This window comes from Paenibacillus aquistagni, assembly GCF_900177815.1.
Taxonomy (GTDB): domain Bacteria; phylum Bacillota; class Bacilli; order Paenibacillales; family Paenibacillaceae; genus Paenibacillus_B; species Paenibacillus_B aquistagni.
In genome coordinates this window covers 853927-870437 of sequence record NZ_FXAZ01000001.1, presented here as the reverse complement: position 1 = coordinate 870437, position 16511 = coordinate 853927, and the positions used below count along the sequence as shown (strand labels likewise).

Here is a 16511-nt window from a genome sequence, read left to right as displayed (position 1 = left end):
CTCAAACTTCCTTTCGACTACATCCTCACTGTCCGTTTACTCAAAGATCGATTCTTTGTGAAATAGAGCAGCTGATCCAGCAGATAGGCTGCAAACATAATAAAGAGCACCATGTTTGGATAACCGTATCTGGAAAACGCCACAAACGGCATATAAATAACGGTGAAATAAGCCAGCGTGAGCAGCACAGGCATTAGACGGGCAAAGGACTCTCGAATCATCGCCCATACCATTCCTGCAAGTGCCACTAGCATAAATCCATATTGGATGGCAAACATTAGCGACTTTCCAAAAGGCCAGATTGGTCTCCAATAATAAGGGATCATGTACAGATTATAGAATTTGCCGATGGTGTACCAATGCAGGTATTTGAGCGGCTCGTAGGTGAAGCCGTACTTCAGAATATCGATCCCCTTCTGTATGGCTACGCTGTCTGAACCTTCGAATATTGTCTTTGGATCGTACTCGGGGTACAGCTTGAAGAAATCAGCCGATGGCAGATTCCAATCAATCCGTGTCCCAAGCAGGAATGGACTCCCCCCGGATGTTGTGAAAATAATCAGCTGATGGAAGGTCAGCCAATTGCGTATCCACCATGGCATCAGACATACGACATAAGCTGCTCCGATATAAAGCATGGAAGTTATCATTTGCTTAAGCGAATACTTCTCTTTCCACCACAGGATAAGGAAGATCGCTGGGAATAAAGAGGCATGCGGCTTAAAGTATGCGGCTAATGCGACAAGCACGCCGACTCCGAGATACCATCCAGCACGCTTGCGCTGAACAGCGGCTATCGACACAGCAATAAGTGCTAGAATAACAAGTCGGAAGGTCGATTCGGTCAAAATAACCCCGGATGAGAAGTAGTCTGGCCAATACAAGGCACTGATAACACATGCAATGATCGCTGCTCGCGAGTTGAACATATACCTTGCAATGATAAAAATAAAATACAAGCTCGCCGCCTGCTGCAAGCATTGGAACAAGCGGAAGGCGATAATAGCGGCATCGCCTTGGCCAAACACCTTCATAAAGCCTGCCAGCATGATGGGAAACAGCGGCATTATGAAAGTAGACGGCTCATTGCCGCTGTTATACGCCAAAACGCCTTCGTTAATGAGCAATTTGGCACTATGTATGTACTTTACATCGTCATTGTTTGGCTTGTCCAAATCACCTAGCAAGAAGTAATGCCCTTTTGTAAGTACAATTGCGGAGGAGATCAGAAGTACCAGCAGCATCAGCATGTAGAGCCATGTTCTCTCCTTCGATCTCTCGATATGAAACGAAAACAACGAATAACGCCTCCTATAAAAACGATTTACCTTTACGGATTATATACCACCCTGTGGAATTAGATCAAATGAATGGTAATGAATAAACCGCAAGAACCTCCACATCCCTGCAGAGGTTCCATCTAAAGACCTAGATATGCTTCTCGATTGCATGCTCAGGAAGCGGGCCATTCTCCCCAAGATAATAATGGCGAATCGGCTTCAGTTCCTCATCCAGCTCATACACAAGCGGCACTCCTGTTGGGATGTTCAGGCTGACGATGCCGTCTCCCTCCAATTGGTCTAAATGCTTCACCAGTGCCCGTATCGTATTGCCGTGAACTGCAATGAGAATATGTCTTCCCACCTTGAGATCAGGCACAATGCGTTCATTCCAGTAGTCAAGCACACGTGCTTCAGTGTCCAATAAATTCTCTGTCTTAGGCACTTGCCCTTCATTCAAGTGACGATATGCAGGATGACCGCCTTCATATCTTGGATCGTCTTCGTTAAGAGCAGGTGGACGCACATCGACAGAGCGCCGCCATGCCTGTACCTTATCTTCCCCATATTTCTCTGCTGTTTCTGCTTTGTTCAATCCCTGAAGCGCACCGTAGTGACGTTCATTCAGCTTCCACGTTTTGTATACCGGTATCCACATCATATCCAATTCGTGCAGCATGATCCACAGCGTCCGAATCGCGCGCTTCAGATAAGACGTATAAGCTTCATCGAAGATATAGCCGTTCTTCTTCAAGATCGCGCCTGCTTGTCTTGCTTCATGAAGGCCCTGATCGGACAAGTCCACATCCGTCCAGCCGGTAAATCGATTTTCCAAATTCCACTCACTCTGTCCATGTCTGACCAACACAATTTTGATCATGATTCTTCCACTCCTTTTCTATTAATTCAGGCTCGATGTACATTTATTTGAACATAGCTTCTAACGAAACATGCTCCGTCTTATAAGCGATACCAAGTTGTTCACACCATTCATTAAGCCCGCTCCATAAGTCCTCGCACCAACCATACACCTGCTCTACATCTTCCAGGCTGCCCTGAATCACTTTCGCAGCGAGCGCTTGATACCCATTTGGCAGGGAAGGCAGGTTCATGGCCTCCTCTATTGTTCTCGCTCTCGTTGTAAAGTACTGGCGATTCATCAGCCCAATCACCATTGACGTTTCCCATACGAGATCAATAGCGCCAAGCGGAATATATCCTCTCTCCCCTGCTTCCATATTGCCGCGAATCTTCCCCATCGTTTCATACAAGTCATGTATCATGTAGGTGGTTGCCAGCTGCTTGAATGGTTCTAATTGCTGCATCGTTACGATCGCCTGCTGCTTCACTCTCTCAAAATATTTCTTAGGATCGTACAGCGGCAGTACGCGAATTAAGCTTCCTGTCGTAATCGGCCACTTCATATCTACAATCTTGGCTGCTTGAAGCAGCTCTTGTTCTGAGCGAATATTAATCTCCAGCTTATAGTCGTTCCATATAAATTCAAAGTCGCGCGGCGAAACCGTGTCGTCTACGATCACATGCATTTCGATATCGGAGTAAGGAAGTTCCGTCCCCGCTCCCAAGGAGCCATAGAGGCCGATAGCGATAACAGCCGTATCGTAACGATTGAGCATCAATTCCTTGATCATGTGAGCATGCTTCAGCTTCTCTTCCCGTGTGCTTGAAGAAGGATAGGTTAATGTCATTGCGTTCACCTTCCTTAATTAATATCTGGCCTCTAGATCAATCGTATTAACTAACGCTTCTTGCTGCAGGTAATTCTTAAGATTGTCCTCTAGGATCACGACGCTTCGATCTACATAAAGAGGAGTGAGAGCTGATACGTGCGGCGTTATGACGCAATTCGGCAAGCTCCATAATGGAGAATCGGCAGGAAGAGGTTCAACCTGAAAGACGTCCAAATAAGCGCGTGCAATCTTCTCTTCTTTTAATATGTGAATGAGATCCTCCTCGACGATAAGCTCCCCGCGTCCAAGATTGATCAGCACGCTATCCGGCTTCATGCAAGATAACATGCGATCATTAAACCAATGCTTTGTCGAAGCAGTCAAAGGAGCAACGATGACGACAAAATCACTCTTTTCCAGCGCAAGATGAGCCCTGTCCTGCTGCACAATCTCATCAAATTCTGACCTGGCGCCACCCGTGCGATTTACGCCAATGACATGCATGCCTAATGCCTTTGCCAGATTGGCGATCGCCGTACCGATTGCCCCAGTCCCGATTACCGTTAGCGTCTTTCCAAAGCATTCACCGAAGGACAGCTTTTTGTACCATTCTTTTCTCTGCTGCTGCTCGTAGAGCGTTGTGAACTGCTTAACTTCCTGCAGCATCAATCCGATCGCAAACTCTGCCATTGGAATCGCATGGATGCCTCTTGCATTTGTGACTTGAATATGACGTGCCTGCAAGGCATCAAAAGGCAGGTTCTCAACGCCTGCACTAAGAATTTGAATCCAGCGAAGCGAAGGAAGTTGAGCAGCTGCCTCCTCCGTAATATCACCGCCAAAGGTCACCACAGCCTCAACCTGCTGAGCCATGTTTGTATCTAATTCTTGCAATGAGCGAATATAGTGCCAATGGATCTTCGGATAACGCTCCTTCAATGATTGCCTGATCTCATCTCTAAGATTAGCCGTAACGGCAATGTCCATTCTGAATCCCTTCTTTCAGCTGCAATTGAGTCTTAGTTCCATGATAGCGAATCCTAGAAATGAATGCCATTCAAAGTTTGTAAAGCCTTTTTATAGGAATAAACATGCTCCTATTTATTATTAACCTAATACGAAGTTGTTCAATAAGGTTGAAATCGCATACAAACAAATTATAATCTGTGTTAAGCTAGAAATATTTCATCCAAGCTCTATACGATGGACAGCGAAAGGAAGGATACCCAATGATAAAGGTAGGTATGTTGAGCTTCTGGCATGTGCATGCCGGAGATTATGCAAAGTTAGCAAATGAGCATCCTGATACTGTTATTGCAGGGATTTGGGACGAAGATGCAAAGCGAGGCCGCCGTGAGGCAGAAGCAAGACAAGTCCCTTATTATGAAACGCTGGAGCAATTGCTGCAGCAAGAAGATATTGCAGGTGTCATCGTGGACACACCAACAGATGCCCACCATGATGTCATGTTGAAGGCGGCCGCGGCTGGCAAGCATATCTTCACAGAGAAGGTGATTGCGCCTACGCTCAAGGAAGCCAATGCCATTGTGGAGGCCGTGAACAAAGCAGGTGTCTCCCTTACGGTATCTCTGCCAAGACTTTATGATGGCTATACGCTCGCGATCCAACAAGTGCTTCAAGAGGGCTGGCTGGGCAAGCTGACACACGCTCGTGTTCGCATGGCTCATAACGGCGCCGTTGCCAATTGGCTGCCAGAGCATTTTTATAACCTTAAGGAGACTCATGGCGGCGCAATGATTGATCTTGGCTGCCATCCCATGTATTTGACTCGCTTAATCTTGGGAGAACCCGCAGCTGTCAGCACCCAATACGGCTATATGACTGGACGTGAGGTTGAGGATAACGCCATTTCGATTCTAAGCTATGCAGACGGTGCTATCGGTGTGGTTGAGACCGGTTTTGTTACCCCTAACTCTCCATTTACGATTGAGATTCACGGTATGTCCGGCAGCCTGATGTACGGCTTCCAGGATGCAGATAAGCTGTACGTCAGAAGCACGGTTCATGAAGATGGAAGCATGGTCGCTATTCCAATTGAAGCAAATGCGCCAAACGCGTTTGATCAATGGGTGCAAAGCATTCAAACCGGTGTAAAGACCGCAGACAATGTAACCATGGCCATCGAATTAACGAGACTGATGGAAGCATCCAATCGTTCAGCGGCTGAGCAGCGCGCTGTGAAGTTAAGCGAACTGCAGGCGTAACGTTGAGCTGCAAGCATTACATCGAGCTGCAAGCGTAACAAAACCAATCCCCCTGAAGCTTGAGGCTTAGGGGGATGTTTACGTATTAGCATTCTTTTATTCAAAAGCGACCGCTCCATTTGTCGGCAGTACACCTGCTTGCTGCTCTGCTTCGGCACGCTTTAGATATTTGCGTTCTCTCCAGCGCCATAACGCGAGCAGGCCGCGCACATATTCATCGGCAATCATGCACACATAGATGCCGACTAGGCCGTATCCCCATTCGACGCCCAAATAATAGGACAAAAGCGTAGCAATCAACCACATGGAGAAAATGGCGGTCCACATCGGGAACTTCGTATCCCCTACTGCATTCAGTGCATTGCCAAGCGCCATATTGAGCATCTTGCCCGGCTGTAAAAGCAAATTAAGCAGCAAAAGCGAGCCTGCTATCGTAATGATCTCCTGATCGCTTGTAAACAAGCCTAGGATCCTCTTTCCCATCACGAATACTAAGAAAGCATTGACTGTTACCAGACCAAGTCCTATAAGCAGAGCACGATAAGCTCCTTGATACGCCTCCTTTGTTCGTCCTGCTCCAAACAAATGAGCAATCTGGATTTGGACAGCCAGCGCGATCGAGAAGCCAAGCAGGAAGCAGAACGATTCGAGCGTATTCATATACGTTCTTGTGGCAAGCTCCTTCGAGCCAAGCATCGCGATAAAGGTGAAAATAATAAGCTGCGTAAACACCCAGCACGAGGAGTTCACTCCAAGCGGCCAGCCGATGTGAAGGATCTCCTTGAACAATTTGCGATCAAATATTTTAAAGTCGCGCAGCTTGATGCGCTGATCAAAAGATTGGATGAACAGCCAGTATAAAAAGATCGAGGCCAGCAGCCGGCTAACCAAAGTTGAAATCGCTACTCCTGTAAGTCCCCACTGTGGAAAACCGAATGCCCCATAAATAAAGGCATAGTTCAGCACGATGTGAATCACATTCATCCCGATAGCCGTGTACATTGGCCCCTTCGTATTGCCGGTATTCCGAATCGCGGTCCCGAGCGCCGCCATAAGCGCTGACAGTATCATGCCGCCGCCTACAATGGAAATGTACACTTCTGCAAGCGGAAGCAGATTCTCTGGCATATTCAGCAGCTGAGCAATCTCCACCGGCTTCCAATATAAGATTACGCTAAGCAACAGACCGATAGCCGCACTCACCGAGACAGCCATAATGCCGAGCACTCGCGCCTCTTCCCTCTTCTTCGAGCCAAGCTTCTGCGCAATGAGAATCCCTGCTCCACTGGCGATTGTCATAAACAATGTTTGCAGCGCAAAAAACAATTGATTCGAGAATCCAACAACGGCAACCGCATCATCGGAAATTCGGCTCACCATCAGCGTATCTGCCGCACCCAGCAGAAATTGTAGGAATTGCTCAATGAAGATGGGCCACGCAAGCAGCCATAGGGTCATCTTCCTCTTAGTTGTCTTCACAAATGAAACCTCCTGTAATCGACCTTCATCCTCATTCAAGAAACAAAGTCATTGCTATAGATCGTTTACAAGTATAGATGGTATAATCCATCTTGTGGTTCAGGTTTGCAACGTAAACGTTCAGGATTGCAACCTGATGACTCGATATTGTAAAGCAGGTGTTTCTTTTGAACAATATTCAATTTACAGCTCCTCCGCTGCCTCACTATATCATTAGCGGCAGAGATCTGATTATACCGGGCCATGAGCATCCCTCTAGACGCAATCTCGGTGTATTTGATCTGCTGTATGTGCTTGAAGGCACACTTTATATCGCCGAGGAACAACGGCAGTATGAAGTGCGTCAAGGGCAAGCTCTCATTCTAAGTCCCAATCTAGCACATGTCACCACCAAGCCATGCGAGGTGCCGACACACTACTTCTGGCTGCATTTTCAAACTACCGGAGCTTGGCAGCATGTTGAGCAGCACGATTACCGGCTGCCGCCGGCAAATATCGACTATGCCCATATCTCGACCATGGATATGAATCCGTTCACGATCGAATTGCCGATCTATGCTACCATCAAGCACCCCTCGCACATGTTTGAAGCGATGGAAGAGCTGTCTCGTCTACGAGCATTGATGCATCAGCAATCCACCCGCTGGCAGCAGCAGCTCGTCTTTCAAGAGATTGTACAGCAATTGGCCAACTCTGTAGAAAGAGAGCCGCGCTCTCAGGCTGCCGAATGTGCGGAACTGGCTGCAGACTATCTTCGCCAGCACTATCAGGACAATGTTACCGCCAAGGAGCTGGGAGAATACCTAAACTTCCATCCGGTGTATATTGCACGGTGCATGAAGAAGCATTTTGGATCTTCTCCCATGGAATATCTTCATCGCTACCGGGTTCATCAAGCCAAGCTGCTACTGCTTCATACCAATCATTCAATTGCAAGAATTGCAGAAGAGGTTGGCTTCTCGCAAGCGGCTTATTTTTCTACCATATTCACCAAATATGAAGGATTGCCGCCACGGGCTTTTCGTCAAAGCTATCGTTAAGCGATTATCGATCCATCATCAGCATCATGTTGAGATTCGAATCATCGCTATCCGATCAGACAAAAACAAGGTATAATACAAAACGTGTGCATATCGGTCCCATGTCTGATAGAGAACTGAATCGCAGGAAACTGAATATTTCGTATTTACAGGAGAGTGAATCATTTTGTGGGAAATGTTTGTTGCCTTTATTTTGGGCATTGTGGAAGGATTGACAGAGTTTGCTCCAGTATCCTCGACTGGACACATGATTATTGTCGATGATTTCTTGTTTCAATCCAAAGAACTGTTCTCGGCACCTGTCGCCAATACGTTCAAAGTCGTTATCCAGCTCGGCTCCATCCTTGCTGTCGTAGTTGTATTCTGGCCGCGATTTATGGATCTGCTTGGCTTAAGCAAGCTTGCAGGCAAGCATGCCATTACTGCTCCAGGCAAGCACCTGAAGCTTACTCAAGTGATTGTCGGCTTGATCCCAGCTGCTGTTCTTGGCTTATTGTTCGAAGATTATATTGATGAATACTTATTCTCGACCAAGACAGTTGTCATCGGTCTCGTACTCGGAGCGATTCTAATGATTATCGCTGACTATGTGAGACCGAAGCAAGCAAAGGCAGAATCTGTTGACCAGATCACGTATGGACAAGCGCTAGGCATCGGATTGTTTCAATGTCTTGGCTTATGGCCAGGGTTCTCCCGCTCAGGCTCAACCATCTCTGGTGGTGTTCTGCTCGGCATGAGCCACCGTGCAGCCTCAGACTTCACCTTTATTATGGCTGTTCCTGTCATGGCTGGCGCAAGCGGCTTATCTTTGCTTAAAAACTGGGAATACTTCACGCTTGATGCCCTTCCCTTCTTTATTGTCGGATTTATTTCCGCCTTTGTCTTTGCACTAATCTCGATTCGCTTCTTCTTGAAGCTCATTAACCGCATCAAGCTCGTGCCATTTGCCATCTATCGCATTATCCTTGCAGCTGTTATTTATTTTGTCTTCTTGTAATCCAAAAAAAGAAGAACATAAGCTTGCAAAGTACATAAGCCAGCCATATTCTAAGGATTATAGATTGGGTTCATTGCCTTGATCCGATTCGTTCATCCAAAGATAGGGGCTGGCTTATTTGATTGGATAAGCTTGGATGCTGCTCATGTTGCTCACAATCTCATTTCCTGCATCCAAAGTAAAACCTTTCTTTTCTTCTTGCTATGACCGATTCTTTATGCAAAAAAGCCCCAGCATATAGCCAGAGCTTGTCTCGAATTGCAGCCTAATCATGAAAAATACTTATTCCTTTGCCTCCTCAGGAATCAGCTTCTCATACAAATGCGTGAAGGTCTCCAACTCATCATCGCTTAGCACCGACAAAAAGCGCGATAGAATTTCATTGGACTCCTTCTTTACCTGCTTAAGAACGTCCTTCCCCTTTGGGGTAAGGGAGACGATAACGGCACGGCGATCATTCTTGTCCATTTCACGAACAATAAAGCCGCTTTGTTCCAAACGATCCAGCATCACGGTGGTTGCACTTGGCTTGACCTCCATCCGTTCAGCAAGCCTCGCCACCTTCGTCGGACCTTCGAATGAAATCATGTTCAGCATAAAAAATTGAGGACCCGTTAATCCATGTTCCTTATATTCAGCCATCTCAGCGGACATGCGCCGATGTGTCTTCCACATGGCCATTCCAATCCGATTTGCATAATCATGTATGTGATCCATTCCGTAATCCTCTCATCTTTCTTCATCATTGTCATCTAGTGATGCATAAACGTTTTAATAATTAAAGTATAGTGAATAGTTATCTTGAAAGTCAATGAAATTGGAAAATCCTGATACATATATACGCCAAAACAAGGGGATATATTGTGAACAAAAAGAGATCCTTCCAGTCAAACCGATAAAGCTCCCCTCTCCTTCGTACAATTTAGCTGCTGCGCTCACGCACTTTCACTGTGCCGTGTTCATAACCAATGATGACCCGATCTGCTAATCCAATAAACAAACCATGCTCAACGATGCCTGGGATATGTTGCAGCTTCTGCTCCAGTTCAGGCGCATCTTGAATGCTGCCAAAATGACAATCCATAATATAATTGCCGTTGTCCGTAATGAAGACACCACCGTCTGAATGTGAACGCCGTATCGCTTTACAGCCTAATTTTTCAAGATGCTTAGCCGTCATTTCCCACGCAAAGGGAACAACCTCAACGGGAAGACCGAAGGCGCCAAGCTGCTTCACGAGCTTGTTCTCATCCACGATCACGATCATGCATTTGCTTGCGTAAGCCGTTATCTTCTCTCGCAGCAGCGCACCGCCGCCGCCCTTTACTAGATGATAATCCCCGTCCACCTCATCCGCACCGTCTATCGTCACATCAATCGAGGTAATCTCTGACCATGGGATAAGCGGAATATTCAGTTCTCTAGCAAGTTCCTCTGAAGGGATGGAGGTAGCTACTGCACGAATGGACAATCCTTCCGCTACTTTACGTCCAATCGCTTGTATCGCCCAATAAGCCGTTGATCCTGTGCCCAAGCCTACAACCATGCCATCTTCTATCCATTCCACAGCCTTCTCTGCTGCAAGCTGCTTTCCATTCATGTTCATCATCCTCCACGCCAACCAGCACCTGGTCTTCTATATGATCAAATAGCTGATTATTGGCTTTATTCATTGTTCAATCATTTGAATATCGCCTTGCCTTATTTACGATGAAACAGCAGTCATGACTTAACCCATAGGCTTCCTAGCCGCAATCAGGAAACGGTCGCATGTCGTATCCAAATACCCGTCTTTGCCTAAGCGCTCATGAAGTGCTTCTAGCGGCTTCTGATAACGAGCTTCACTAAAGTCCTCAATCTGCCATTGTATAATGTTCAAATAATAAACGAGTGCTCCTATATCAAAGAAGCGAGTATGCGTTGCTTCTGCTTTTGTACGAAGAATCTCAAATGACTGCTTAGCAAGCTGATCCTCTGCTGTTGATAAACTCCACTGGAAGTGCTCCGGCGGAGGTGCACCCAGCCAGCCGTTAAGCTCAATGTCATTCTGACCCCCGCACTGCTGAGTGATAAAGATGCCGCCAGGTCTCAGCAGCCGCCATACCTCTGAGGCCGCATATGATTCATGCCGATTAATAATCAAATCAAATTGTTCTGAAGCAAGCGGAAGATGCTCGTCCTCGTCTACAGGAATAACCTCAACGCCGTATGGTGAGAGCGCTGCCTTCGCAACCTCAATATTGGGCAGATAGCCCTCAGTTGCATATGTAATTCGAGGGAGAGGCTGCAATAGACGGAGGAACTCGCCTCCTCCCGTCCCCATGTCAAGCATGCTCTTGGAAGCCCGTACATAAGGAAGTACTTCATTATAATAATTCCATGATAGGTTTCCAACGGCCATCCTTCCCGTTCGCTCTAGCCATCCAAAGTCCCAGCCCGAGAAGCTTTCTTTTGCCAGTTCCATATATTGTTCAAAGGTCAGCTTGTCCATATAATGATTGTTCAAGAGTTGCCCTCCTTCACGAATGATCACCATGCTTATCCTATCATAACTCTGCCGAGTGGTCATGTTCAGGCCGTGCCCTCGATTCTAGTGGAAGACGCCAGATCATAAGGCCCCCGATGAACAGGAGCATCGAGCCTGCATGGAACAACAAGTCGAGCGTAAAAAGATCAATGAAGAAGCCGCCAGCGATTACCGCAATACCTGAAGCAGCTGATACCCCTAACTGATATTTCCCCATATATTCGCCGCGACTGCCCTGATCCGTAAGATCTGCAGCCAAAGCTCGTTCAGAGACGCGCTGCATGGCACCAAATATGCCCATCAGCACTTGCAGCACGTAGATATGGATGATTCCTGTTGCGAGTGGGAACATGAGAAAGACGATTGACATCCCCCATGCGCTGATAAGAAGATACCGAGTTCGTCCGTATCGGTCAGAGCGTTTGCCAAACCACACAGCAAGCAGCGCAGCGCTCAGCGTAAATAATCCGTATGCAATGCCGTATTGGCTGAAGTCTCCTCCGATATCCTTAATAAGGATGAGATAAAAGGGAAAGACAACACCTGCTCCAATGGTCAGCATGCTTTGTGAGAGCATCAGCCATTTGAGAGCTGTGGGGAAATGTGTACGTTGTTGCTTCATCGGGTGTACCTCGCATACCATTCATTCATAAACCGTTCCTCCGGGTCCCACTTCTGTTTGAATTGTACAAATTTATCCCAGTTCGGGTAAGCTCTCTTGATCTGCTCAAGCGTAGGGAAGTTCTGATAGGTAAGATAGAAGCTTCCTCCCTGTTCAAGCGATAGATCCACCATTTTTCTTGTAGCGAGAGCAAGCTTGTTAAGCTCCGATGGGGTCTTCTTATGATTGATCAACAGCACAATGCTGAAGCTTTCTTTTTTGGCATAAGATAGCACTGACTCATGACTCTTCGGCACATATCTTACCGTTATGTTAAGCACATTCAGGTTCTCCTCCTGAAGGATCTCCCGGAGTCCGTCTACAAAAGGCACGAATCGTTCTATTGGCACATAATATTCCTGCAATAGATCGGTTTTTTGAGGATCTCGATACTTGGTAAATTCGATGTCATTTCGCATCGCATTATTTCTTGACACGAGCTTCTTATCTTCGTATCGATACAGCCGTTTTTGCAGCTTCCAGCTCCAATTTTTGGCTTGATCCCATTTTCTTGCTAAACCAAACATGAGCTTGCCTGTCTCGACAAATCGCTCATCTTCGAGCTTCGTTAACGCTTCGGTCAATGGCTCGTTTGTTCGCTTCATCGTAAGCGCGTACATCTCGCTCAAATATCGTTCAGGCGCCGTAGACAGCCTCCCTATTGACAAAGCTGATTCTGGGTTGCTTACGATATGCTCTTCCACATATTTGGGATAATCCTGATAGTTCATCACGGTGATGTCCTGCTCATATACTTCATTGTCTGTGAGGTTGATATCCACATCCAAAATGACACCAAACAGACCATAGCCGCCGATAACGGAGTGAAACAGCTCAGGAGACTTCTCGCGACTCACATCTATAATCGAACCATCTGCCATCATGAGACGAAAGGACTCCACACTTTCGATTATAGTTCCTTCGCTTGGATCACGGCCATGTGCGTTAGCACTAAGCGAACCTCCTACCGTAAAAATAGCCGAAGACTGCATGATGCGTACCGCTAGCTGCCTAGGATTAATAGCCTCATGAATATCGAGCCAAGTCGCTCCGCTCTGTACTCGAACACGCTTGTGCATCGCATCTACTTCGAGAACACGGTTAAATCGCCGCATGTCCAGTACAATAGCATCCTCATAGAAGCTATGTCCGCCTTGACTATGTGAAGCTCCTGATACCGATATCTTCTTCCCAAGCTTCTTCGCCTTCGTCAACGCATCCCTAATATCCTGAATGCTTGATACCTGAATAACCTCATACACCTGTGCCGATAGTACGCCGCCTACGTCGCTTTGCATGCGTCGCTCTCCTTCACTTATATAAAGGCTAAGCGAGGTGACGAATAATGCCGCATAACAAATTAGTACAACAGCTGTGATAAATCCTCGATGCTTCAATGAAATGTTGCTCACGAATGTCTCTCTCCCAATAACCAGCGATCATCAAACACATCCTTATATCAGGATTATTATACAGGTATTACCACATCATGGCTATATCATGAGGACGAGCACTGCCGTAGCTGTATTATACCCCACTTGACTACATTACTGGTCAGTCACAAGTAGAGTTTCACGAGGAAAAAGAAGAGCGTGAAGAAGAGGACGATCAAGGAGAAGGAAAGATGCGCGCGTTGCCAGCTATATCGGATCAATGAAGCAGCCCGCTTCACAACGGGCTGCCACGTTCGATGCATGTTTGGCCATGCTAATCCAAGCAACTTGGTGAACAGATAGAACGCTAATCTTACTTAGTACGGAAGATACTTCTTGTACACGCGGTGTGAGTCGTCACGATAACCGAGCTCCGTGTAGCAGCGATGCTCCGCTTCTTGGCTAATTTGACTCGTAAGGATGACCTTGACACATTTACGCTGGTAACAGAACGTCTCAATATGCTTCATTAAAAAGGACATGCCGTTTTTCATCTGATGCTCGGGATCTATAATAACCTGATCAACAATGGCAAAAGGCTGGTCTCCCCGTACAACATCAAGACATAAGTGAAGAAGTGCCGTACCTAGGATACGCTCATCCTCCTCAAGCACGAGCAGGTAGCTGTCAGGATGCATCGCAATTTGTTCGATTCGATCTGCCCATACCATGATTGGCACATCATCCGGATGGAGCTTGCGGTAAAGCATCTCAAGAATCGGTGCATCCTGTGGTTCTGCCTCACGAATGATCATTTCATTGTCTCCCCTTCATAACTCATTCTATTGTGATTTAGCGATAAACGTCTCGATCGTCGCGTAGAGATCCTCAGGCTCTGTTCTTCGAATATCATGGCCGGAGAAAGGGAAGTGACGAACCTGCAGCTTCGGTTGAATGCTTCGATAGTGGTCCATGCTTTGGTCCGAGACTAATGAATCGGCCTCAAGCCCACGCAAGACAAGCACAGGGATAATTAGATTCATTTCAAAGGAACAATCTTCTGATTCACGGGCAATTCCTCTTACCGCCTGCTGACGAATATGCTGCGTTCGCTGGTGCGGAATAAGATAATCATGGATGTAGGCTTCAGCCCACCCTGATTCCATCCGTTTATGAACAGCAGGGTAGTCTGCTAGCATTAGCGACTCCAGCTGTTCCTGATGCTCTTCAGCATAGCCAATCGCATAGGATACGCCTCTTGAATAGCCATACAGATGGAATTTCTCCAGTCTTGCATGCTCGACTACCGCCTCGAGATCTGACATATGATGCTCAAGCGTATAGCCAGAGGTTGGTGTGTCGCTCTGACCCCGGCCACGATAGGACAATACAATCACTCGTCTCGGGAGAAGACGCTCCATCATATCGGTGTATTCTTCAGCTGTCTCAGACAGGCCAGGGCTGATAAGCAGCGGAACCAAGCTTGAATCCGCCTCTAGCACACTATCAAGAAAGTGAATGCTGACATCCCCATTCATCAAAAAGTGAGATTGGATATTCATTATGTACACTCCTACTACGATTATTCGATTATGCCGCCAAAGAACATACGCTCATTCATACTACATGCGCTATGTCCTATCGCTCACTTCATGTTGCAGGCACAATCGGGACATCCTGGCTTCACATGTTACTAACATACGAAGGCAAGGCTGCTTGCATGACACTTTCCCGACTCTTTTCATAATGATCATCTGTTCATTGAACTCCATTCCCGTTCCGCACGCATGCACACGGTAACCATCAGATACGTAAGCACGATGGAAAGGATAAATCCAATGAAGGCGACAGCTGGACCTAATAGGATGGGGGCCATCCAAATGATCAGCATGGAAATAAATATGAGAACCGTAAAGAGAAAGTACTGTGTCCAGCGTCTTCTCGCAAGGGTCGACAGTTCGATAAGACCTCGATTCCGAGAACCCTCCTCCATGCCGATAAAAATGAAGTAGAATAGGCACAGCTGCAGCATCAAAAACACCAATCCCAGCAGCACTCCGCCCGCAATAAATACACCGTCTGGATTGGTCCAGCGGATCTGGAACATGCCAATCAGGGACAGTACAATAAATACGACGGAGAGCATTTTCGCTTTGCGGAAATTGGAATGATAGTGCTCTATCTTGCTAAGGCCAATAAAGATCAGAATATAACCTACGATATCCGGCAGGATGTCCACTTCTTGTATTTTGAAAGACAACAGTACAAATACGAGACCCCAAGCAATAAAAGTAAACCCCATGCTCACCCTCCTTTACCATTCCTTTATTTTTCCACTTACTAAATCCATATGCCAGGCTCGCAGCAAACACATCTTGTCCTTTGCAAAATTATATTCTATAATTCGAAAGCAACAGCGAAGCGTCGCAAACTCTGATTTACTTCCGCATGTTTTTGAATAAGAAGATGGAGGTTGATACTATGACAGAAGCATCCCCGCATACTCTAGGCGAAAGCTATCTTACAGCAGTGAAGAACCGATTTTCTGAAGTAAAGAAAAATGGAGATCAAACTTTTCTGCAGCTTCAGGAACAAGATCTGTTCTGGTCTCCACATGAGGACAGCAACAGTATCTCTGTCATCGTCAAGCATATGAGCGGAAATATGATCTCTCGATGGACCAACTTCTTAACCACTGATGGCGAGAAGCCTGATCGTCATCGTGATGATGAATTTGCTGCAACTCTCTCAAGCAAAGAGGAAATGCTGCAAGTCTGGGAGCATGGCTGGAGCGTGTTTCTCGCTGAGCTTAGCACGTTAACGCCAGATGACCTCCTTCGCACCATCACAATCCGGAACCAGCCGATGTCCGTCATTGATGCGATCGAGCGTCAGGTTGCCCATTATGCCTACCATGTTGGGCAAATCGTGTTTATTGCCAAGCTCCTTAAGGGAGATCAATGGCAGACGCTCACTATTCCAAGACGCAAGTCGAATTAACCGAGACTGCTGGCTGCCTATCTTGCCTGCTGGTTTTCCAGCAGGCTTTTTATTTCCTCCAGCAATTCTATCTTCTTCTCTGTCAATTCAGTAAGCCGAGAATCATTTATAGCCCTTCTCACAGCCCCATAGATGATCATGGCAAGGATCAGTATGAAGAATGCATATACCGCAAACGCCCCCATTGCTCTCCTTCCCTTCACCACGATATTTACTGGATTCAACTATGTCGATCATC

18 protein-coding genes are annotated in these 16511 nt (G+C 46.6%); 4 read left to right on the top strand and 14 right to left on the bottom strand.

Going from position 1 to position 16511, the window contains the following annotated elements; all coding sequences use genetic code 11:
• Positions 1-17: 17 nt before the first annotated feature.
• From B9Y93_RS04005 to B9Y93_RS03990, 4 genes are all read right to left on the bottom strand, one after another.
• A complete protein-coding gene (locus B9Y93_RS04005; RefSeq protein ID WP_244903278.1) occupies positions 18-1298 on the bottom strand; it encodes an ArnT family glycosyltransferase in 1281 nt (426 codons plus the stop codon).
• A 130-nt stretch (positions 1299-1428) separates the two neighbouring features.
• The gene (gene gpmA, locus B9Y93_RS04000; protein ID WP_085493040.1) at positions 1429-2160 is read right to left on the bottom strand and encodes a 2,3-diphosphoglycerate-dependent phosphoglycerate mutase; all 732 of its coding nucleotides are present in this window, start codon (positions 2158-2160) and stop codon (positions 1429-1431) included.
• Positions 2161-2203: 43 nt separating this feature from the next.
• Entirely contained in the window at positions 2204-2989 is a 786-nt protein-coding gene (locus tag B9Y93_RS03995) for a kanamycin nucleotidyltransferase C-terminal domain-containing protein (protein WP_085493039.1), read from the bottom strand.
• A gap of 18 nt (positions 2990-3007) precedes the next feature.
• Positions 3008-3958, bottom strand: coding sequence for a D-2-hydroxyacid dehydrogenase (locus tag B9Y93_RS03990; RefSeq protein ID WP_085493038.1), 951 nt, complete (start codon positions 3956-3958; stop codon positions 3008-3010).
• A gap of 242 nt (positions 3959-4200) precedes the next feature.
• Between B9Y93_RS03990 and B9Y93_RS03985 the strand changes: the two genes are divergently transcribed.
• Complete coding sequence (locus B9Y93_RS03985) at positions 4201-5196, top strand: Gfo/Idh/MocA family protein (protein WP_085493037.1); 996 nt, start codon at positions 4201-4203, stop codon at positions 5194-5196.
• Positions 5197-5292: 96 nt separating this feature from the next.
• Here the strand turns inward: B9Y93_RS03985 and B9Y93_RS03980 are convergent, their stop codons facing one another.
• Positions 5293-6654 carry an MATE family efflux transporter gene (locus B9Y93_RS03980; protein ID WP_085493955.1) on the bottom strand — a complete coding sequence of 454 codons (1362 nt, stop codon included), beginning with the start codon at positions 6652-6654 and terminating at the stop codon, positions 5293-5295.
• 188 nt (positions 6655-6842) lie between these two features.
• Here B9Y93_RS03980 and B9Y93_RS03975 point away from each other — a divergent pair, with 188 nt between their 5' ends.
• Together B9Y93_RS03975 and B9Y93_RS03970 are read left to right on the top strand one after the other, a co-directional pair.
• Positions 6843-7715, top strand: a complete 873-nt coding sequence (locus B9Y93_RS03975; protein WP_085493036.1) for a helix-turn-helix domain-containing protein — start codon at positions 6843-6845, stop codon at positions 7713-7715.
• A 175-nt stretch (positions 7716-7890) separates the two neighbouring features.
• Positions 7891-8712: an undecaprenyl-diphosphate phosphatase gene (locus B9Y93_RS03970; RefSeq protein WP_176228873.1), complete on the top strand. Its 822-nt coding sequence runs from the start codon at positions 7891-7893 to the stop codon at positions 8710-8712.
• A gap of 282 nt (positions 8713-8994) precedes the next feature.
• On the opposite strand, the gene B9Y93_RS03965 is transcribed toward B9Y93_RS03970, so the two are convergent.
• The 8 genes from B9Y93_RS03965 to B9Y93_RS03930 all read right to left on the bottom strand — a co-directional run bounded on the left by B9Y93_RS03965 (position 8995) and on the right by B9Y93_RS03930 (position 15575).
• Positions 8995-9429, bottom strand: coding sequence for a MarR family winged helix-turn-helix transcriptional regulator (locus B9Y93_RS03965; protein WP_085493034.1), 435 nt, complete (start codon positions 9427-9429; stop codon positions 8995-8997).
• A gap of 205 nt (positions 9430-9634) precedes the next feature.
• Positions 9635-10312, bottom strand: coding sequence for a ribose-5-phosphate isomerase RpiA (gene rpiA, locus B9Y93_RS03960; protein WP_085493033.1), 678 nt, complete (start codon positions 10310-10312; stop codon positions 9635-9637).
• 129 nt (positions 10313-10441) lie between these two features.
• Positions 10442-11218 carry a class I SAM-dependent methyltransferase gene (locus tag B9Y93_RS03955; protein ID WP_244903277.1) on the bottom strand — a complete coding sequence of 259 codons (777 nt, stop codon included), beginning with the start codon at positions 11216-11218 and terminating at the stop codon, positions 10442-10444.
• Positions 11219-11258: 40 nt separating this feature from the next.
• Positions 11259-11861: an MFS transporter gene (locus B9Y93_RS03950; RefSeq protein ID WP_085493032.1), complete on the bottom strand. Its 603-nt coding sequence runs from the start codon at positions 11859-11861 to the stop codon at positions 11259-11261.
• On the bottom strand, positions 11858-13198 hold the full coding sequence (locus B9Y93_RS03945) for an FAD-binding oxidoreductase (protein ID WP_244903276.1): 1341 nt from the start codon (positions 13196-13198) through the stop codon (positions 11858-11860). The genes B9Y93_RS03950 and B9Y93_RS03945 overlap by 4 nt, the downstream gene beginning before the upstream one ends.
• 452 nt (positions 13199-13650) lie before the next feature.
• Complete coding sequence (locus B9Y93_RS03940; protein ID WP_085493031.1) at positions 13651-14088, bottom strand: GNAT family N-acetyltransferase; 438 nt, start codon at positions 14086-14088, stop codon at positions 13651-13653.
• Positions 14089-14115: 27 nt separating this feature from the next.
• Entirely contained in the window at positions 14116-14835 is a 720-nt protein-coding gene (locus B9Y93_RS03935; protein WP_085493030.1) for an alpha/beta fold hydrolase, read from the bottom strand.
• A gap of 188 nt (positions 14836-15023) precedes the next feature.
• Complete coding sequence (locus B9Y93_RS03930) at positions 15024-15575, bottom strand: hypothetical protein (RefSeq protein WP_085493029.1); 552 nt, start codon at positions 15573-15575, stop codon at positions 15024-15026.
• A 179-nt stretch (positions 15576-15754) separates the two neighbouring features.
• Here B9Y93_RS03930 and B9Y93_RS03925 point away from each other — a divergent pair, with 179 nt between their 5' ends.
• Positions 15755-16273, top strand: a complete 519-nt coding sequence (locus B9Y93_RS03925) for a DUF1572 family protein (RefSeq protein WP_085493028.1) — start codon at positions 15755-15757, stop codon at positions 16271-16273.
• Positions 16274-16290: 17 nt separating this feature from the next.
• On the opposite strand, the gene B9Y93_RS24330 is transcribed toward B9Y93_RS03925, so the two are convergent.
• Positions 16291-16497, bottom strand: a complete 207-nt coding sequence (locus tag B9Y93_RS24330; RefSeq protein WP_139829131.1) for a hypothetical protein — start codon at positions 16495-16497, stop codon at positions 16291-16293.
• Between the last annotated feature and the right edge of the window lie 14 nt (positions 16498-16511).